We start from the raw sequence: 18,405 nt of genomic DNA on the forward strand, positions 1-18,405 counted from the left end.
TCGGGCTTGCCGCGTTGGCGCTTGTCCGGCCGATCTTCTCCATCGTCGGCCTGATCGACGCTCTGGGTGAACCGGCGGCTCCGCTCCTCCTCACCCTGGCCTGGGCGCTCATCGTGGGCCTCAGCCGGGTACGCGAGCCGCTGCTGACCCTCGTGGCTGCCGGGCTCAGCTACGCGGTCGCGACGATCCTGCTCAGCGCGGTGCTGTCGCCGATCCTCACCGGTCACCCGCAGGGGCCCCTCGCCACGCCGTTCGCCATCGTCCCGTTGCTGGTCGTCGACACGATGTGGGGCCTGATCGCGGGCGGGCTGGCGGTGCTCGACGCCGGCTGCGCGACGGGCGTCGCCCCACCGGGCACCTCGCCGCCACCGACCAGCCCGGCGACGGCCGCGGGCGGCGGTAGGAACCAGCCCGACGGGCCGGTGGTGGCGTCGACCGCCAACCCGGCCGAACCGCATCACGCCGCGGCAGCACCCGCACAATCGAATCCGCACGGGAGACCGTAATGACACACCCTCCAGCGACTCCACACGATGCCGAACGACGGGCACTGCTGCGAGTCGGCGCCGTGTGCGCGATCGCCGGGCCGATCATGCTCGGCATGTCGTTGGCCCCGCACGGCGATCTGGCCACGAAGGAGGACAGCCTCGTCGGCGAGGAGGCGGCGCTGAGCTACGTCGCCGACCATTCGACCTGGTTGCTCATCCACCTGGGGACGATCGTCGCCGGGTTGATCTGGCTGGGCGCCCTCGTGGCGCTCGCGGGCACCCTGACGCGGGGCTCCGCGCGGGCCACCGGCCGGTTCCTGGTACCCAGCGCGATCGTGGGCGTCGTGTTCGTCGTCTTCGACTACGGAGTCGACGGCTACGCGCTCAAGGTCCTCGCCGACGAGTGGGCCAACGCCACAGGCCCGGAGCGGGAGGCGTTGCAACGCATAGCCGAGACCGGGCTGTGGTTGCTCAACGGCACCTTCCACAGCGAGATCGTCGTCTTCTACGGGTTGACCATGCTGCTGGCCGGCCTCGCCGTCGCACTCGACGGCCGCTTTCCACGATGGTTCGGCGTCGCCGGAGCGGTTGCCGGCGCGGCGGTGCTCGTGAACGGCCTGCTGGCCTTCGCCGGGCTGGAGTTGGGGCCGGCCGGCGGCACCGATCAGCTGGTCTTCGTCATGATCCTCCCATTGGAGGCGCTGTGGCTCATGGTCCTCGGAATCCTCATGTGGCGACACTCCAGCCGCTGATCCGCACCGCAGCCGGTCCGGAAGCCACGTTCTCCGACGCGCTCACAGTCGGGTGATCCGGACGGCGTCGGCGACGACGTAGCCCTGGGTGCTGGTCCAGCGGCTGACCCCGACGACCTGGCGCGTCCCCGCGGCGAGGTCGTAGGTGCCCAGCACCCGCCACTGGCCGCCGCCGGTGCGCTGGTCGACCCTGACCGTCACGGTCCCGCTCGCCGTCGTCACCAGGTACGGCGTGGCGCTGTTGTAGCCGGGGTCGGCCGGATACCAGACCTCGACGCGGTACGAGCCGGCGGCGGGCAGCGTCGCGCTGAACCAGGCCGGGTCGCTGACCGCCTGCGGGCTGGCGAACCGGTAGTTGGCGCCGTAGCGCGCCGGCAGGTACGACGACGTGCCCCAGGTGGTGGCGGCCGTGAAGCCGCCGGCCGTGGCGTTGTCCACGATCACGCTGAACGTGCCGCCGGAGCCGGTGACCACCCGCGCGTTGCTGGCCGGGCTCTCGTGGTGCAGCCGGTCGAGTGCCGTCACCAGGTAGCGGTACGTCGAGCCGGCCGCGGCGGTGGCGTCGGTGAACGTCCCGGTCGTGCCCGAGGCGCGGACCGTGCCGAGCAGGTGGCGGGCGTCGGCCAGGTCGCAGGCGTCGACCGCGCCGTCACCGGGCAGCCGGTACACCGCGTACGCGGCGGTGCTGCCGGTCGCGCCGCGCTGCCAGGTGAGGGTCACGCCGCCGCTGCCGCGTACCGCCGAGGTGAGGTTGGGTGCGGCGGGCGCGGCGCCGCCCACCCCGGCCGGTGCCAGCGCGGGCCGGCGGTAGTGGTCGGTCGCCACCCGGGAGACGGCGCCGATGCGGTCGGCGCGGACGTCCTTGGCGCTGAAGTGGATGTCGCCGACGATCCTCGGGTGGCTGCGGTTCAGCGTCAGGTGGTCGGTCAGCTCGGCCGGGTCCTGCCAGGCGGCGTCCTGGCCGGACGCCCCGGCCCGGTAGGTGGCCTGCCCGACGAGCAACTGCACGTCGGTGCCGGTCACGGTCTCGGACCACCAGCGGACCAGCTCCGCGTAGTCGGCCGCCGGGTGGCCGATGTGCCAGTAGATCTGCGGGGCGATGTAGTCGACCCAACCCTGCCGCACCCAGCGCCGGGTGTCGGCGTAGATCGCGTCGTACGACTGGAGGCCGGTGGTACGCGAGCCGAGCGGGTCGGTGCCGGCGTTGCGCCAGATGCCGAACGGGCTGACGCCCAGCTTCACCCACGGCTTGGCCGCCCGGATCTTGTCGCGCATCTCCCGCACCAGCAGGTTGACGTTGTTGCGCCGCCAGTCGCCGATGGTGCTGAAGCCGGCGCCGTACTGGGCGTAGGTCGCCTGGTCGGGGAAGCCCCCACCGCTGCCCGGGTACGGGTAGAAGTAGTCGTCCCAGTGCACCGCGTCGATGTCGTAGCGGCGAACCGCGTCCATCATGGCGTCCTGCACGAAGGCGCGGACGGCGGGAATGCCGGGGTTGTAGTAGAGCTGACCGTTGTAGGCGACGGCCCAGCCCGGGTTCTTGCGTGCCGGATGGCTGGCGGCCAGCTTGGTGAGGTCGGTGTGGGTGGCCACCCGGTACGGGTTGAACCAGGCGTGGAACTCCAGGTTGCGGGCGTGCGCCTCGGCGACCATGAAGGCCAGCGGGTCGTAGCCGGGGTTGGTGCCCTGGGTGCCGGTCAGCCACTGCGACCACGGCTCGTACGTCGACGGCCAGAACGCGTCGGCGGCGGGGCGGACCTGCACGACGACGGCGTTCATCCGCCGTTGCTGGGCCAGGTCGAGCCAGCCCCGGTACTCCGCCTGCTGGGCCGACGGGGTGAGCCCGGTGCGGCTGGGCCAGTCGATGTTGGCCACGCTGGCGATCCACATGCCGCGCAGCTGCCGCTTCGGGGTGGCCGGGTCGGTCACGCAGGCCGCCTGGGCGGCGACGGGCACGGTCTCCGGCGTGGCGGGACGGGAGGCGGGGGCACCCGTGGGAACGGCCGCGCCGAGCGCCAGCGCCGCCACCAACGCCAGCCCGGACAGGTATCGACCATAATCTCTGCGCACGAAAAGATGTTCAACTGTGCCGCGCTATTTCGCAAGTATCCTTCACAGGATTCACGGACCGGGGTCACCGGACGACCGAGGGTGAGAGGCCAACCGGACGCGGGGCCGGCGACGACGAGTCGACGCACGGCGGTGGCTCACCGGCCGACAGGCTGCCCACCGCCACCTCTTCGCCGCTGCGAACCTCAGGAGGTCGCAGGAGGCGCCGGTCTCAGCCGCTTCCGCTCGACGGCGCTCGTCGCCGTCACCACGCTCAGCGGCAGCACGTCCTTCGCGACGACGGCGCCCGCGCCGACGACCGAGCCGCGACCGATCGTCACTCCAGGGGTGATCGTGGCCGCGGCACCGATCCACACGTCGTCCTCGATGACGATGGGCGCGTGCGTGATGAAGTCGTACCGTTCGCCGAGCTCGACCGGGTGCCCGGACGTGCTCAGGGTGACCCGGGGACCGATCATGACGCGGTCACCGATGGTGATTCCCCCGTAGTCGAGGAAGAAGCATCCCTGATTGATGAACACGCGCTCTCCGAACGACGCTCCGAGCCCGTAGTCGCAGTAGAACGGGGGCAGGATGGACAGCGAGTCGGGGACCGGCCCACCGAAGATCTCGGTCAGCATCATCCGGCGCGCGTCGAGGTCGTCGAACGGCAGCGCGTTGAGGCGCGCGGTCAGGTTCATGACGAGCCGTACGCGCTCCGCAAAGGCTCGTGACTCTGGAGTCCGCGTCCGTAGGCGTTGCTCGTTGCGCACGAGGCGATGCTGGCACAGCGGGTCAGCGCCCCGGTGACGACCCTCGGCGGGGAACGCGTCACCGCTCGATGCCGGTCGGATGCCGTCGGCGCTGGTCGGCGACCGGCTCGAAGCGGTGTGGGGCATCATCGTTCCGGCGTGCACATCGATCTCGAATTCGGTCGGCCCGCCAGCCGGCTCCCCGGCCCGTCTGTCGGGGCCCCTGCCTAGGGTGTGGGGGTGGTTGATCCGCGTCAAGTGATGAAGTTCCGCGTTCAGGCGCAGCAGCTCGACCGGGTCGAGGGCACGCTCGCAAGCACCGCGCTGCTCGACATCGGGGTGCAGGAGACCGGTCCGGACGGCGCCAGGTGGGCGCTGGCCGTTCGCGGGGTCGATGTGGCGGCGCTGTCCGTGGCGGATCTGATCCTGCTGTGGACCGTGCGAGGCGCTCCCCACCTCTACCGTCGCGCCGACGTGGGGAGGGTGGCGGCCGCGGTCGAGCCGTTCTCCGACGCCGACGCGGGCAAGCGCATCTACGACGCCGCCAAGCCGTTGAAGGCGGCTGGCATCGCCATCCTGACCGCCCTCGATGAGGTGGCCGCCCAGATGCGGGACATCGTCACCCGGCCGATGGTCAAGGGGGATGTCTCCGGGCGCCTGGCCGAAGTGATGCCCGAGCCGTATCTGCGGTCCTGTCGGCCGTGCGACGCTACCCACCTCTTTGAGATGCCGTTCCGGTTGGCCGCCGTGCGGGCCGGGCTGGAGCTGCGACTCGACACGTCGCCGCCGGTCCTGCAGCGCATCGCGGGGTTCGAGAAGGCCGCCGCCTCCGGCGACAGGTTCGACCTCATCCGCGCGTACCTTCGTCTGCTCGGCCCGGCCACCCCCAGACACGTGGCCGACTATCTCGATGCCCCGGTCAAGGAGGTGAAGGCGTGCTGGCCCGAGGATGTGATCGAGGTGAGGGTCGGTGGCGAGGCACGCTCGCTCCTGGCCGCCGACGAACAGGCGCTGGAATCGGCCGACACCAACGGAACCTGGCTGCTCGGCCCGTTCGACCTGTTCCTCCAGGCCAAAGACCGGGCAACGCTGGTGCCGGACCCGGCCCGCGCCAAAGAGCTGTGGCCGGTGCTGGGCCGGCCCGGCGCCGTCCTGGTCGACGGTGCACTGGTCGGCACCTGGCGTCCCCGCAAGTCCGGCAGGACGTTGAAGGTCACCGTCCAGCCGTGGCAGAAGCTGCCCGCCACCACGCGCGACAGCATCGTCGAACAGGCTGAACGCCTCGCCGCCCACCGGGCCGTCTCCCTCGGCGGCGTCGAATTCACCGCCTAGCGGGGGATCGACGAAGTCCGCGCCGATCCGAGCACGCGGGCGGCCGGACGCTAGGGTGCCCGGCCGGCGGGCAGGTCGGCCGGGCCAGACGGGCCGACCCGGCCAGCCTCACGTTCAGACCAGGCCGGCGTCGCGCAGCAGTTTCCACAGCCCCGCGCCGTCGGGCGCGGAGAGCCACTTCTGCCCCACCGGCCCCGCCGACGACTCGCCGGCCGGGGTGGGCAGGCTACCGGCCAGCACCGCCTGGGTGGGCGAGAGCCGGCGGATGCCCACGCCGGCCACGTTCTGCGGGTGGGCGGCGGCGAACTCGCGGTAGATCTCCGGGTCGTGCTGCCCGTCGTCGCCGACCAGCAGCCACTTCACGTCGGGGAACTCCCGGGCCAGCCGGGCCAGGGTGACCCGCTTGTGCTCCCGCCCGCTGCGGAACCAGCGGTCGGCGGTCGGCCCCCAGTCGGTCAGCAGCAGCGGCCCGGCCGGGTAGAGGTGTCGGGACAGAAACCGGGTCAGCGTCGGCGCCACGTTCCAGGCGCCGGTGGAGAGGTAGAAGACCGGGGCGCCGGGGTGCGCGGTGACCAGCCGCTCGTAGAGCACCGCCATGCCGGGCACCGCGTTGCGGGCGTGCTCGTCGAGGACGAACGTGTTCCAGGCGGCGAGCAGCGGCCGGGGCAGCGCGGTGACCATGACCGTGTCGTCGATGTCGGAGAGGATGCCGAAGCGCACCTCCGGGTCGAGGATGCGTACCGGCGCCTCCACCGGCTCGGCGTCCGGCAGGCTGATCCGCACCGAACCCCAGCCGGGCGGCAGGTCCGCCTCGACCACGGCGTCGACGAAGCCGCTGCGGTCGGCGCGCGCCTCGTGCCGTTCTCCGCCGGCCTCGATGGTGACCGTGACGTGCTTGGCCGGCAGCGTGGTGAAGCTGCGCCACCCGCGTACCTTCTCCAGCCGGCCGCGCTGGCGGGTGTCCGGCCGGCCCAGCAGCACCCGGCACATCACCCGCACCCAGCCGGGCGCGCCGTAGCCGGTGTACGCGATGACGTTCGTGCGCCAGCCGGTGCGCCGCAGCCGGCGTTCGACCAGCGAGTGCACGGCGTCCTCGATCCGCGCGGCCCGGTGCAGGTTGGTTACGGCCAACTGGCCGGCGGGAGTGGGTGGCACGTCAGCAACCCTGCCACAACCCGGCCACCTCGGCCACGCGAGGCGATCTTCCTCGGCCGCCGGGAAGCCCGACGCCACGCCCGCCGTGGTCCGGCAGATCGTCCGCGCTGCGCCGATCCGCCCCGCCCGGCCCCGGCGGCGTGAAACACTCCGGTCGGGACGACGACGGGGGCGTTGGTCGTGTCGCAACCAGTGCGCAAGCGTGGGCGGTGGCGCCCGCAGCTCGACCGGCCGGCGCTCGTCGCGCTCCTGTTCGGGCTGGCCGGGGTCGGCTACCGGCTGGTCCTGACCCTGTTCACGGTGCCCGTCTCCAACAGCGACGAGGCGACGTTCGGGTTGGCCGCGCTGCACATCGCGCAGGGCCGTGAGCTGCCGGTCTTCCTCTACGGGCAGCGCTACATGGGGATGCTGGAGTCCTACCTGGCGGCGCCGCTGATCGCGGTGGCCGGACCGAGCTGGCCGCTGCTGCGCCTGCCGCTGCTGGTGCTCTACGCCCTCTTCCTGTGGCTGATCCACCGGCTGACAAGGCGGATCTGCTCGCCCTGGTTCGCCGCCGGGATCGTCGGCCTGCTGGCGCTCGGCGGGGAACGGGTGGTGCGCGACCAGCTGACCGTGGTCGGCGGCCGTCCCGAGGTCAAGGTCGCGGTGCCGCTGATGCTGCTGATCGCGGTGGGGCTCGCCCGGGGCACGGTGCGGCACCGCCGGCTGGCCGTCGGGCTCTTCGGCCTGCTCGCCGGGGTGGCCGCCTGGTCGGACTGGCTGATCCTGCCGTATCTGGCGGTGGCCGCGCTGGCGCTGCTCTGGGTGGCCCGCCGGGAGCTGCTCGGCCTGGCCGGGGTGCTGCTGCTGGCCGGGTTCGCCGTCGGGATCGCGCCGATGATCCGGGACAACCTCCTCGCTCCGCCCGGCGAGGACTCGCTGTCGGTGTTCCGCGAGATCAGCACCAAGGCCGGGCCGACGCCGCCGTGGTCGCGCCGGCTCGACGGCGGGCTGCTGGAGGGGGTGCCGCTCGCCGCCGGCCTCTGCCCGGTGGACGGCTGCGCCCGCTGGCAGGGGTGGTTCGGGCTGCTCTATCCCGTACTGCTGGTGGTCGCCGCCGCGCTCGCCGTCGTCGCGTACCGCCGGGCCCCGGGCGCCCCGCGCGGCGAGCGGGTCGGCCCGGTGGTGCACCTCGCGCTGGTCGTCGGCGCGGCGCTGACCCTGCTGTCGTACGTGCGCAGCCCGCTCGCCGCCACCAGCCCGCTGGACAACGCCCGCTACCTGTCGGTGCTCCAGCTCTCCCTGCCGGCGGTGCTCTGGCCGCTCTGGCTGGCGGCGGTCGCCTGCTGGCGGGGCACGGTCGGGGCGCTCGGCCGGCTGGCCGGGGCGCTCGCCACCGCCGTGCTCGCCGCGCTGACCGCGACCACGCTGGTGGTCACCGTGCTGTTCGCCGTCACCGGCGCCGGGGCGTCCCGGGTCGAGGAGCGGCAGGCCCGCGAGCTGGCCGACCGGCTGCGCGCGGGCGGCCCCCGCGAGGTGTACGGGGACTACTGGACCTGCAACCGGCTGATCTTCAACACGGCCGAGTCGGTGGTGTGCGGGGTGCTCGACGGCGACCTCACCCCCGGGCAGAACCGCTACCCGGCGTACTGGCGGCAGGTGGGGCGGGCCGACCGGCCCGGGTACGCGCTGGAGGCCGGATCGGCGGCGGAGCGGCGCCTGCGCGGACTGCTGGGCGACCGGGCCGACGCCGCGCTCGTCGCCGAGGTCGGCGGGTATCGCGTGTACCACCCGCAGACGCCGGTACGGCCGTGGCGGTAGGGCCGGCCCGTACGCTGGCCGCACCGGCGCGCGGATGCCGCGCCGAGCCGAGGAGTCCACCGATGCTCATCCTGCTGCCGCCCTCCGAGGGGAAGGCCGACGCCGGCACCGGCCGACGGCTGGACCTCGCCCGGCTCTCCCTGCCGGAGCTGACCGGTGCGCGGGAGGAGGTGCTGACGGCCCTGGTGGCGCTCAGCGCCGACGGCGACGAGGAGGCGGCCCGGGCGGCGCTGGGGCTCAGCGAGGGCCAGCGCGGCGAGTTGCGCCGCAACGCGCGGCTGCGGGCGGCGGCCACCGCGCCCGCCGCCCGCGTCTACACGGGGGTGCTCTACGAGGCGCTCGACCTCGCCTCGCTACCGGCGACCGCGCAGCGGGCGGCCCGCCGGTCGGTGCTGATCAGCTCGGGCCTCTGGGGGGCGGTACGCCTCACCGACCGGATCCCGCCCTACCGGTGCCCGATCGGGGCGAGGCTGCCGGGGATCGGCGCGCTGTCGGCGTACTGGCGGCGGGCGCTCGCCCCGGCGATGGCCGCTGCGGCCGGCGACGGGCCCGTGCTCGACCTACGCTCCGGCGCGTACGCGGCCACCTGGGCGCCGCGGGACGAGGTGGCCGAGCGCACGGTGACCGTCCGGGTGCTGCACGAGCGGGAGGTCGACGGGGTGCCCGTCCGCTCGGTGGTGAGCCACTTCAACAAGGCGACCAAGGGCCGGCTGGTCCGCGACCTGCTGACCGCCGGCGCCCGGCCGCGTACGGTCGACGGGCTGCTGACCGCGTTGCGCGACCTGAAGTATCCGGTGCTGGAGCAGCCCGGCGTGGCCGGCCGGCCACGCCAGGTCGACGTGGTCGTCACGGAGTTGTAGGACAGCCGCAAGATTTCCTCAAGGCTGGGGCCGATCGGTTTCCCCCTCGGCGTCGACGGGCCACGGTAGGAGGACCCCCGACGCCGACAAGGAGTGCCTGAGTTGGCTCCCGAACAGATCCTGCTCGACCGGCCGCGCCTGCCCTCGACCCCGCCGCCGCTGGACTGGTCGACCCTGGCCGACGCCTTCGAGGCCGCCTGCCTGCTGCGCTGCACGCCCCCGCCGGCCGTCGCCGGCACCCGCCGGCCGGTGCCGGAGCACCGTCCCCCGTCGGTGGAGTTCAACCGGGCGGAGGCGGCGCACCGGATGAGGCAGCTGCTCGGCCGGCTGGACGTCCCCATCGCGCACGAGGTGACCGTCGGCGGGCTGCGCCGCCGCTTCGAAGTGCACCGGCTCTCCGTGCCGCTGGAGCACCGGCCGGCGTACGCCCGGACGTTGGAGGCCGGCTGGCGGCAGGGCCGGCGCGAACTGCTGGGCGGGCCGGTTCCGGGCGCGTCGACCGTACGGCGGGCGTGGCGGCCCCGGCTGGCCGCGGCGGCCTGGCGGGCCGCCCTGCTCGCCGGGGGACGCCACGTCCGCCGGCACATCCTCGGCATCCGGATCACCGACCGGGAGTTGGCCGCCATCCTGGTACGCGGTGCCGCCCTGCTGGACGTGCCGGCGCTGCTGCGTCCCGGCACCGGGTGCTACCTGGTCTGCGTCGCGGACGGCCCGGACCGCGAGCGGATCCTGCACAGCACCGCCCTGGATCCCGCCCACCTGCGCGAACGGTCATGATGGCCGGATGAGCACGTCCGGGTGGTGTCGGGCGTCGGCGAGCCGCCCGACGGGGTCGCCCCGGCCTCGGTCGCGTACCGCCGCGAACTGACCATCGCCACGGACGCGCCGCCGGTGTCCTAGCCCGACGGATGGGCGGCGGGTTGCGGCGGCGGCCCGCACGGCGCAGAGTGCAGCCCGTGAGTCGCACCCGGTCCCGCCGTGTCCGCCCGCGCCCCGTCCGTATGCCGGCACTGCTGGCGTTGCTGCTGCTGGTGACGTCGCCCGGCCTGGCCGGCTGTCAGGACGCCCCCGACGCGCCGGTGCGGATCCGGATCGCGACCGGCAGCCCGACGGCGGTCTACCACGCCTTCGGGCAGTCGCTGGCGACCGTCCTCAACCGGGAACTGCCGGGCGTGCAGGCCAGCGTGGTGGTGACCGCCGCCTCGGCGGAGAACGTCCGGCTGGTCGGCTCCGGCGAGGCCGAGCTGGGTTTCACCCAGGCCGACGTGCTGCCGGCGGCGCCGGCGGCGCACCCCTCGGTGGTCGCGGTCGCCCGGGTCTACGACGACCTGCTGCACCTGGTCACCACCGCCGGCGGGCCCGTCCGCACGCTGGCCGACCTGCGCGGCCGGCGGGTGTCCGTGGGCGCGCCCGGCTCCGGTACCGAGATCACCGCCATCCGGCTGCTGGAGGTGGCGCGCCTGGGCGGCAACCGGGTCCGCCAGGAGCGGCTCGGCCTCGACGACTCGGTGGCGGCGCTGCGGGCCGGCACGATCGACGCGTTCTTCTTCTCCGGCGGGCTGCCGGTCCGGGCGGTGGAGCAGCTCACGGACGACAGCGCGACCCGGATCGTCGACCTCGGCGAGTGGACGGGGCCGCTGCGCGCCAGCAACCCGGAGGTCTACGTGTCCCGGGACATCCCCCGCTCGGTGTACGGGACGGACCCGGTGACCACGGTGGCCAACCCGAACTTCCTGATCGTCCGAGCCGACCTGCCGGCGCCGCTGATCCGGGAGGTGACCCGGCTGCTGATGGAGCGCCGCCAGGAGTTGGCCGCCGCGCACCCGGCCGCCGGCCGGATGAGCCCCCGGTCGGCCATCGCCACCGCCCCGCTGCCGCTGCATCCCGGCGCCGCCGACTGGTACCGCAACGCCAAGCCCTGACCCGCCACCCCCGACTGCCACCACGCCGCCGGGCCCCTGACCGCCCCACCCCGGCGTCGCCGACGTCGGCCTGACCGAGCACATCGGGGTGCGCGACTGCCACCGCACCCTCGAACCCCTGACCGGCCACCCTCTGGCGTCGCTGTCGAGCTGCCCCGTGCAGCGGGGCAGGTCTCATGGACGGGGCAGCTCGACAGGCCCGACGGGCTCAGCGCTCGGCCGCCCCCGCCGGGAGCGACTCGGCAGCGTCGTCGCGGGCCGGCGCGGCAGGAGCACCGGACACGGGGTCGGCGGGAGCACCGGACACGGGGTCGGCGGGAGCGGCGTCGCCACGCGCGGGGTCGGTGGGGGCGGGGGCGTCAGGGGCGGGGAACCAGAGGCCCGCGACCAGCCCCCGTGGCTCGCCGCCGCGCATGGTCAGCCGCCCGTCCGAGGCGTCGACCAGCACGGCGACGATGGTGAGGCCCAGCCCGGCCCCGTCGACGTTCTGCACCTCCGGGGCCCGCCAGAACCGCTCGGTCGCCTGGCCGAGCTGGCTCGCCGTCATGCCCGGCCCGGTGTCGCGGACCTCCAACGCCGTGCCGTCGCCGTCGTGCCGGACGGTCACCGTCACCTCGCCACCGGCGTCGCTGAACTTCACCGCGTTGTCGATCAACGCGTCCAGGGCCTGGTCGATGGCGGTCGGCACGGTGCGCGCGTACGCCGGGGCGTCCTCGGCCACCAGTCGCAGGGCGATGCGGCGGTGCCGGGCCAGCGGGTCCCAGGCGGCGACCCGGGACGCGGCGACGGCCGCCGCGTCGACGGTGACCCGCTGGTTCTCCCGCCGTTCGGCGCGGGCCAGGGTCAGCAGCGCGTCCAGCACGAGCGCCAGCCGGTCGGTCTCCTCCAGGGCCAGCTGGTGCTCGGCGCGCCCGTCGGCGTCGGTCAGGCTCGGTCCCAGCTCCTCCACCCGCAGCCGCAGCGCGGTCAGCGGGTTGCGCAGTTGGTGGCTGGCGTGCGCGACGAACGCCCGCTGCCGGTCCATCACGTCGGAGACGACGTCGGCCATGTGGTTGAAGCTGGCCGCCAGGCGGCGCAGTTCCGGCGGGCCGAGCCGGTGCTGCACCCGCGCGCCCCGGTCCCCCTCGGCGATCTCGTGGGTGACCGCGTCCAGCTCGGTGACCGGGCGCAGCACCCATCCGGCCAGCCCGAACGCGGTCAGCACGCAGGCCAGCACGGCGAGCAGCCCCGTGCCGGCCAGCGCCAGCCACCACACCGTCACGGCCCGCCGGACCGCGTCTGCGGGCGTGGTGATGACCACCGCCCCGAGCACCTCACCGCCGTCGTTGATCGGCACCGCCACCACGATCGGCCCGTCGACCCAGGGCCAGACCGACTCCGGCCCGCTGGCCTGCTGGCCGGAGAGCGCGGTGTCCAGCGCCTCGTGGGAGCCGGGGGCCGGCTGCCAGCTCTCCGAGGCCGCCACCGTCCGGCGGTCCCGGTCCACCACCGCCGCGCCGATGCCGTACAGGGCGTCGTAGCTGCGCAGCTCGTTGTCGAGCGGGCCGGGGGTGCCACCCCGCAGTGCCGGCCCGGCCAGCGAGGCGAACCGGGTGGCGTCGGCGAGCCGGTCGGCGCGTACCCGGTCGGTCTCCCGGGTCGCCAGGGTTATCGCCAGCGGGGTCTCCAGCGCGATCAGCACCAGCACCATGAGCAGCAGGTAGCTGATCACCAGTCGACGTCGCACGGCGTCACCTCACTCGCCGCGCAGCCGGTAGCCGACCCCGCGTACGGTCTCCACCAGGCCGGGGTCGCCCAGCTTGCCGCGCAGCGACCCGACGTGCACCTCGACGGTGTGCCCGTCGCCCCAGGTGGTGCCCCAGGCGTCGAGCAGGATCCGGTCCCGGGCGACCGCCACCCCGGGCTGCCGGGCCAGGGAGAGCAGGACGTCGAACTCCTTGCGGGTCAGCGCCACCGCCCGGCCCTCGACGGTGACCGTACGGGCGGCGACGTCGACGCGTACGGGCCCCACCTCGATCAGGTTGCGCTCCGGGACGGCGTGCGCCGCCCGCCGCAGCACCGCCTCGATGCGCGCCTGGAGCTCGGTCATGGAGAAGGGCTTGACCACGTAGTCGTCCGCGCCCAGCCGCAACCCGAGCACCCGGTCCCGTTCCTCGCCCCGGGCGGTGACCGCGATGATGCCGAGCTGGCTGCTGCGCCGCCGCAGCTCCCGGCACAGGTCGGTGCCGTCCCCGTCGGGCAGGGTCAGGTCCAGCAGCACGAGGTCGCAGGGGGCCGCGCAGAGGGCGGCGGCGACGGTCGCGGCGTGCTCCACCTCGTACCCCCGGCGGGTGAGGGCGGCGGAGAGCGCGGCGGCCACCCGGCGGTCGTCCTCGACCAGCAGGATGCGCACCCGGGGCCCCCATTCGTCGGTCTGTCGACCCGAATGGTGGCAGAAGTACGCCCGCCACGGGAGAGCCGGCCCCGCACGGACCGCTCCCGGGACGGGGCGGGCGGGGCGGCCGGGGCGGGCCGGCAGCGGGCCGGCCGGCAGGTCAGAGGCCGAAGACCTCGTCGGCCGTGGCGTCGCGGACCCCGTCGACGAACCCCCGGAAGCCTGGGTCGTCGTGGCTGGCGGGCACGCTGGTGACGAGCTCGCCGGTGGCCTGGGTGACCGCGTCGACCAGGGGCGGGTAGTCGACCTCGGCGTCCGCGAGGGTGTCGTCGTCGGCCTGGCCGAGGTTGATCACGTGCTGCACGTCGTCGGTCGGCGTGTCCGGGTCGGCGGCCCACTCGCCGCCGGCCCGGTGGCACTCGTCGTACAGCGCCCGCTGGCTGTCGGTCCAGTCCTCGTCGTAGCTCTCCATCGCCATCCCTCCGCGACCCGCTGCCCCGAGCATGCCCGTCGGCGGCGGCCACCCGGGGCGGTACCGGGAAACCGGGACGGCCGCGGGCGGGACCGGCCGCGCGTAGGCTGCCCGGGTGATCTACAAGCTGCTCACCACCACCGAGTGGGACGACGCGCTGGCCGCGGGCCACTTCGAGGGTACGGCGGCGGACCGGCAGTCCGGGTTCGTCCACCTCTCCGGCGCCGACCAGGTGGTCGAGACCGCCCGGCGGCACTACGCCGGCGCCACCGGGCTGACCCTGCTGACCGTCGACCCGGACCGGCTGGGCGTCGCGCTGCGCTGGGAGCCGTCGCGCGACGGCGCGCTCTTCCCGCACCTGTACGGCCCGCTGCCGGTGCCCGCCGTCGTGGCCGCCGACGCGCTGCCCGCCGACCGGCCGGCCGCCGACGCGGTGGCGGCGCTGCTCGGCTGAGGGGTCGCTATGCTACGCCGAGTCCGCTCCCCCGGGCTCGCCTCCGCGCCCCGGGGCGGGTGTGGCAGAACCGATCCGCGCGATCGACGCCCGCCCGGCGTACGCCGACGTGGATCACCGACGGCGCGACGCCGCGCCCCGAGCCATGCGAGTTGAAGGATGACTGACAGCAGTTCCCTGTCCCCCTCCGTCTTCGTCCACCCGACGGCCGACGTCGAGGAGGGTGCCCGCGTCGGCGACGGCACGAAGGTCTGGCACCTGGCCCACGTCCGGTCCTCGGCGCAGGTCGGCGCCGGCTGCGTCATCGGCCGCAACGTGTACGTCGACGCCGGCGTCACGGTCGGCGACCTGGTGAAGATCCAGAACAACGTCTCGGTCTACCAGGGCGTCACCATCGAGGACGAGGTCTTCGTGGGCCCGTGCGCCGTCTTCACCAACGACTTCCGGCCCCGGGCGCAGAACCCGGACTGGACGATCACCCCGACCCTGGTCCGCAGGGGCGCGTCGATCGGCGCCAACGCCACCCTCGTCTGCGGCATCGAGGTCGGCGAGTACGCGATGATCGCCGCAGGGTCCGTGGTGACCCGGGACGTGGCGCCGTACCAGCTCGTCGCCGGCAACCCGGCGCGCCCGAAGGGCTGGGTCGACGAGCGCGGCGAGGTCGTCTCGCGGGACGTGGACAACCCGCCGCAGCGGGGCTGAACGGACGCGGGGGCGGCGCCCGGCACCGGCCGGACCCCGCCCCCGCGTCGACACGTCAGCCGCAGAGGCGGTCGACCTCCGCCCGGAACCGGTCCATCGGGTTCGGCTCGTCCGGGCCCAGCAGGTACGTCTTCAGCTCCCGGCGCGCCTCGGTCATCGGGTCGTCACCGGCCCGGGTCACCGCGACGATCTTCGCCAGCTCGCCGCAGTCCGCCCCGAGCAGGTACGCGGCCCGCGCCGTCGGGTACCGGCGGCGGAACTCGTCCTCGGGCAGCCCGGCCGGGTTCGCCACGACGTACGGCCGCTGGCTCTGCATGAAGTCCGAGACCACGCTGGAGATGTCGCTGACCAGCAGGTCGGTCTGGTTGAAGCAGTCGAACAGCCCCGGCGCCCGGCCGGTGACCACGAGGTGCGCCCGACCGGTCAGCGAGGTCGCGTCGGTCTGCCCGCCGGCGGCCCGGATCCGCCGGACGATCCGGTCGTTGACCGACCGGGCCTTGGCCGACCGGCTGCCGGTGAGCGGGTGCGGCTTGTAGATCACCCGCACCCCCGGGGTGGCGATCAGGCCGGCGACGATCCGCTCGCCCATCAGCACCACGGAGGTGTGGTAGACCTCCTCCTCCAGCCAGCCCTCCCAGGTCGGTGCGTACAGCACGGTGAACGGTCGGTCGGTGGCCGCCGAGCCGAAGGTGTGCACGCCGGCGAGCTGCGGCCGGCCGATCTCGACGATGTCGCGGTCGAGCACGCCGACGCCGCTGAGGGCGTACCGTTCCCGCCCCGCCGGGCCGGCCACCCAGACCTCGTCGTACACCTTGCTGTAGGGGTTGACGCTGGCCTGCTTGTCGCTGTCGCCGTGGCCGACGAAGACGTGCTTCACGCCGGGCTCGCGCAGCAGGTGGATGTTGGCGCCCACGTTCGCCACGTAGAGGGCGGCCCGGAGGCTGCCCAGTTCGAGGTTCATGAAGTCGGTACCGGCGGGTACGCAGACGACCGGCAGGCGGGTGTCCGCGAGCGCCCGGAACGCCTCCTCCTGGCGCATCAGCACCACCGCCCGGCGGCCCGTCGCCTCGACCGGGGCGAGCCACATGTTGGCCTGGTAGACGTCCTTGACCGGGCCGGCGAAGTAGAGGGCGAGGTCCGGCTGCTCCCGGGCGAGCCAGCTCTGCACGACCGGCAGCGCCGAGGTGGCCCGGCCCCGCCCGCGCAGCCACGTCAGCGCGAGCACCGCGGCGACCAGCGCCCCCGCCACCAGAGTCACCGCCGCGGTGAGCACCACCGGCGCCGCCTCGTCGGCCAGCACCGCGACCACGGCGGCCGGCACCAGCAGCAGGTTCAGCAGGGGCAGCCGCTCCCCCTCGACGGCGACGGCCCAGGCCGGCGGTCGGGGCGCCCCGGAGGACCCCCCGAGGTCGATGTTGCGGACGAAGGCGACGGCGGCGGCGCCCCGCTCGCCGAGGCGCGCCAGCACCCCCGTGCCGAGGGCGAGCGCCAGCAGCACCGCGGGCAGCAGCAGGACCAGGACCAGCGCCGTCGGGCCGGGGCGCAGCGCCGTCACGATCAGCAGGACGACCGCCAGGTCCCGGGCCAGGTGCCGGTGGAGCTGCCCGATCCCGGCCTTCTCCAGCAGTTCGGCGCCGGCCGGCCGGCGCAGCAGGGTGAGTTCGCCACCGATGGCGGCCAGGCCGGCGAGCGAGAAGGGGATCACCCAGCCGAGGGCCCCGGCCAGCACCATGACGGCGTACGACAGCAGCAGCGCGCCGATGAGGCCGGCGTCCGGCTGCCTGCGCAGTTTGCTGAACAAAGACACTCTCCCCTGTCGATCACCGGCGAATCCGGGCAGGTGCGACCTTAACGTGGCATGTCCTTCGAGTATTGCCGGGGTGTCGCGTGGCCCACCGGCGGGCGGCGTGCCGGCCCACGGCGGCACCCCGCTCGACGCGACGGCACCCCCGTTCGACGCGACGGGGCCCCGGCCGTTGTCGACCGGGGCCCCGTGACGCGACGGCGGATCAGCCGCCGATGACCACCCGCCGTACGCCCGCCCAGCGGGCCGGGTCGGTGACCCGACGGCCGTCCACCAGGACGGTCACGCCGGGCAGGTCGGACGGGCTGAGGGTGCGGTACTCCGCGTGGTCGGCCTGCACCACGGCCGCGCCCAGGGACTCGCCGGCGTACGGCGGCAGGCCGTGCGCGGTGAGCTCCTCGGCGGTGTACATCGGGTCCGAGACGTAGGGCCGGGCGCCCCGCTGCCGCAGCGCCTCCACGGTCGGGAAGACACCGGAGAAGGCGGTCTCCTTGACCCCGCCCCGGTAGGCGGCGCCCAGCACCAGCACCCCGACGTCGGTCAGGTCGCCGTACGCGGCGGCGAGCAGGTCCACCGCGTACTCCGGCATGGCCGCGTTGGCCTCGCGGGCGGAGCGGACGACGGTGGCCGCCGGGTCGTTCCACAGGTACATGCGGGGGTAGATCGGGATGCAGTGCCCGCCGACCGCGATGCCCGGCCGGTGGATGTGGCTGTACGGCTGCGAGTTGCACGCCGCGATGACCTTCGTGACGTCCACGCCGACGGTGTCGGCGAACCGGGCGAACTGGTTGGCCAGGCCGATGTTGACGTCCCGGTAGGTGGTCTCGGCCAGCTTGGCCAGCTCGGACGCCTCGGCGGAGCCGAGGTCCCACACGCCGTTGGGGTGCTCCAGGTCGGGCCGCTCGTCGAAGTCCAGCACCGCCTCGTAGAAGCGCACGCCGTGCGCCGCCGACGCCTCGTCGATGCCGCCGACGAGCTTCGGGTAGCGGCGCAGGTCGGCGAAGACCCGACCGGTGAGCACCCGCTCGGGGCTGAACACCAGGTGGAAGTCCTTGCCCGCAGTCAGCCCGGAGCCCTGCTCGAGCATCGGCGCCCAGCGGTTGCGGGTGGTGCCGACCGGCAGCGTGGTCTCGTAGCTGACGAGGGTGCCCGGCTTCAGGCCGGCGGCGATGGCGCGGGTCGCGTCGTCCATCCAGCCGAAGTCCGGCACGCCCTCGGCGTCCACGAAGAGCGGGACGACCACCACGACCGCCTCGGACTCGGCGACCGCGGCGGCGGTGTCGGTGGTGGCGGTCAGCAGCCCGGCGGCCACCGTCTCCTTAAGCTTGACGTCCAGGTCGGTCTCGCCCGGGAAGGGCACGGCCCCGTCGTTGACCAGCCCGACGACCCGCTCGGAGACGTCGGCACCGATCACCCGGTGGCCCTTCGTGGCGAACTGCACGGCGAGCGGCAGGCCGATCTTCCCCAGCGCGACGACGCAGATGTTCATGGA

Annotated in this window: 17 protein-coding genes; 9 read left to right on the top strand and 8 right to left on the bottom strand. The window is 74.3% G+C overall.

Translation table 11 applies throughout. The features are described 5' to 3' along the window. Positions 1 to 14: 14 nt before the first annotated feature. Positions 15 to 506, top strand: coding sequence for a hypothetical protein (locus tag GA0070610_RS31210; protein WP_197697752.1), 492 nt, complete (start codon positions 15 to 17; stop codon positions 504 to 506). Between the two features lie 95 nt (positions 507 to 601). Then, positions 602 to 1,240 carry a hypothetical protein gene (locus GA0070610_RS18250; RefSeq protein WP_157747180.1) on the top strand — a complete coding sequence of 213 codons (639 nt, stop codon included), beginning with the start codon at positions 602 to 604 and terminating at the stop codon, positions 1,238 to 1,240. Positions 1,241 to 1,282: 42 nt separating this feature from the next. Here the strand turns inward: GA0070610_RS18250 and GA0070610_RS18255 are convergent, their stop codons facing one another. Both GA0070610_RS18255 and GA0070610_RS18260 read right to left on the bottom strand, forming a co-directional pair. Then, on the bottom strand, positions 1,283 to 3,307 hold the full coding sequence (locus GA0070610_RS18255; protein WP_231925711.1) for a family 10 glycosylhydrolase: 2,025 nt from the start codon (positions 3,305 to 3,307) through the stop codon (positions 1,283 to 1,285). Positions 3,308 to 3,492: 185 nt separating this feature from the next. Beyond that, positions 3,493 to 4,059, bottom strand: a complete 567-nt coding sequence (locus GA0070610_RS18260) for a sugar O-acetyltransferase (protein WP_172896547.1) — start codon at positions 4,057 to 4,059, stop codon at positions 3,493 to 3,495. Positions 4,060 to 4,278: 219 nt separating this feature from the next. Between GA0070610_RS18260 and GA0070610_RS18265 the strand changes: the two genes are divergently transcribed. Continuing rightward, positions 4,279 to 5,370 (top strand): winged helix DNA-binding domain-containing protein, encoded by a 1,092-nt coding sequence (locus GA0070610_RS18265; protein ID WP_197697753.1) that lies wholly within the window; start codon positions 4,279 to 4,281, stop codon positions 5,368 to 5,370. Positions 5,371 to 5,484: 114 nt separating this feature from the next. Here GA0070610_RS18265 and GA0070610_RS18270 read toward each other — a convergent pair whose 3' ends face one another. Continuing rightward, positions 5,485 to 6,525, bottom strand: coding sequence for an App1 family protein (locus GA0070610_RS18270; protein WP_089001164.1), 1,041 nt, complete (start codon positions 6,523 to 6,525; stop codon positions 5,485 to 5,487). Between the two features lie 180 nt (positions 6,526 to 6,705). Here GA0070610_RS18270 and GA0070610_RS18275 point away from each other — a divergent pair, with 180 nt between their 5' ends. From GA0070610_RS18275 to GA0070610_RS18290, 4 genes are all read left to right on the top strand, one after another. Next, a complete protein-coding gene (locus tag GA0070610_RS18275; RefSeq protein ID WP_089001165.1) occupies positions 6,706 to 8,325 on the top strand; it encodes a hypothetical protein in 1,620 nt (539 codons plus the stop codon). 62 nt (positions 8,326 to 8,387) lie between these two features. Then, positions 8,388 to 9,185, top strand: a complete 798-nt coding sequence (gene yaaA, locus GA0070610_RS18280; RefSeq protein WP_089001166.1) for a peroxide stress protein YaaA — start codon at positions 8,388 to 8,390, stop codon at positions 9,183 to 9,185. A 102-nt stretch (positions 9,186 to 9,287) separates the two neighbouring features. Then, positions 9,288 to 9,962 carry a hypothetical protein gene (locus tag GA0070610_RS18285; protein ID WP_089001167.1) on the top strand — a complete coding sequence of 225 codons (675 nt, stop codon included), beginning with the start codon at positions 9,288 to 9,290 and terminating at the stop codon, positions 9,960 to 9,962. A gap of 224 nt (positions 9,963 to 10,186) precedes the next feature. Then, positions 10,187 to 11,107: a TAXI family TRAP transporter solute-binding subunit gene (locus GA0070610_RS18290; RefSeq protein ID WP_231926210.1), complete on the top strand. Its 921-nt coding sequence runs from the start codon at positions 10,187 to 10,189 to the stop codon at positions 11,105 to 11,107. A gap of 208 nt (positions 11,108 to 11,315) precedes the next feature. Here GA0070610_RS18290 and GA0070610_RS18295 read toward each other — a convergent pair whose 3' ends face one another. The 3 genes from GA0070610_RS18295 to GA0070610_RS18305 all read right to left on the bottom strand — a co-directional run bounded on the left by GA0070610_RS18295 (position 11,316) and on the right by GA0070610_RS18305 (position 13,953). Beyond that, positions 11,316 to 12,833: a sensor histidine kinase gene (locus GA0070610_RS18295; protein WP_089001169.1), complete on the bottom strand. Its 1,518-nt coding sequence runs from the start codon at positions 12,831 to 12,833 to the stop codon at positions 11,316 to 11,318. A 9-nt stretch (positions 12,834 to 12,842) separates the two neighbouring features. Further along, positions 12,843 to 13,499: a response regulator transcription factor gene (locus tag GA0070610_RS18300; RefSeq protein ID WP_089001170.1), complete on the bottom strand. Its 657-nt coding sequence runs from the start codon at positions 13,497 to 13,499 to the stop codon at positions 12,843 to 12,845. 142 nt (positions 13,500 to 13,641) lie between these two features. Continuing rightward, the gene (locus GA0070610_RS18305; RefSeq protein ID WP_089003589.1) at positions 13,642 to 13,953 is read right to left on the bottom strand and encodes a hypothetical protein; all 312 of its coding nucleotides are present in this window, start codon (positions 13,951 to 13,953) and stop codon (positions 13,642 to 13,644) included. 115 nt (positions 13,954 to 14,068) lie between these two features. Between GA0070610_RS18305 and GA0070610_RS18310 the strand changes: the two genes are divergently transcribed. Both GA0070610_RS18310 and GA0070610_RS18315 read left to right on the top strand, forming a co-directional pair. Further along, positions 14,069 to 14,407 carry a DUF952 domain-containing protein gene (locus GA0070610_RS18310; protein WP_089001171.1) on the top strand — a complete coding sequence of 113 codons (339 nt, stop codon included), beginning with the start codon at positions 14,069 to 14,071 and terminating at the stop codon, positions 14,405 to 14,407. A 159-nt stretch (positions 14,408 to 14,566) separates the two neighbouring features. After that, positions 14,567 to 15,109 carry an acyltransferase gene (locus tag GA0070610_RS18315; RefSeq protein ID WP_089001172.1) on the top strand — a complete coding sequence of 181 codons (543 nt, stop codon included), beginning with the start codon at positions 14,567 to 14,569 and terminating at the stop codon, positions 15,107 to 15,109. Positions 15,110 to 15,164: 55 nt separating this feature from the next. On the opposite strand, the gene GA0070610_RS18320 is transcribed toward GA0070610_RS18315, so the two are convergent. Together GA0070610_RS18320 and GA0070610_RS18325 are read right to left on the bottom strand one after the other, a co-directional pair. Further along, positions 15,165 to 16,910 (bottom strand): CDP-glycerol glycerophosphotransferase family protein, encoded by a 1,746-nt coding sequence (locus GA0070610_RS18320; protein ID WP_089001173.1) that lies wholly within the window; start codon positions 16,908 to 16,910, stop codon positions 15,165 to 15,167. 208 nt (positions 16,911 to 17,118) lie between these two features. Continuing rightward, positions 17,119 to 18,402, bottom strand: a complete 1,284-nt coding sequence (locus GA0070610_RS18325) for a nucleotide sugar dehydrogenase (RefSeq protein ID WP_089001174.1) — start codon at positions 18,400 to 18,402, stop codon at positions 17,119 to 17,121. Between the last annotated feature and the right edge of the window lie 3 nt (positions 18,403 to 18,405).

Source organism: Micromonospora echinofusca (genome assembly GCF_900091445.1).
GTDB lineage: Bacteria > Actinomycetota > Actinomycetes > Mycobacteriales > Micromonosporaceae > Micromonospora > Micromonospora echinofusca.

Bases quoted from the DNA above. Each gene is read 5' to 3' on its own strand.
- GA0070610_RS18250 (WP_157747180.1), top strand. From the start codon at position 602: ATGTCGTTGGCCCCGCACGGCGATCTGGCCACGAAGGAGGACAGCCTC.
- GA0070610_RS18325 (WP_089001174.1), bottom strand. From the start codon at position 18,402: ATGAACATCTGCGTCGTCGCGCTGGGGAAGATCGGCCTGCCGCTCGCC.
- GA0070610_RS18315 (WP_089001172.1), top strand. From the start codon at position 14,567: ATGACTGACAGCAGTTCCCTGTCCCCCTCCGTCTTCGTCCACCCGACG.
- GA0070610_RS18305 (WP_089003589.1), bottom strand. From the start codon at position 13,953: ATGGAGAGCTACGACGAGGACTGGACCGACAGCCAGCGGGCGCTGTAC.
- yaaA (WP_089001166.1), top strand. From the start codon at position 8,388: ATGCTCATCCTGCTGCCGCCCTCCGAGGGGAAGGCCGACGCCGGCACC.
- GA0070610_RS18290 (WP_231926210.1), top strand. From the start codon at position 10,187: ATGCCGGCACTGCTGGCGTTGCTGCTGCTGGTGACGTCGCCCGGCCTG.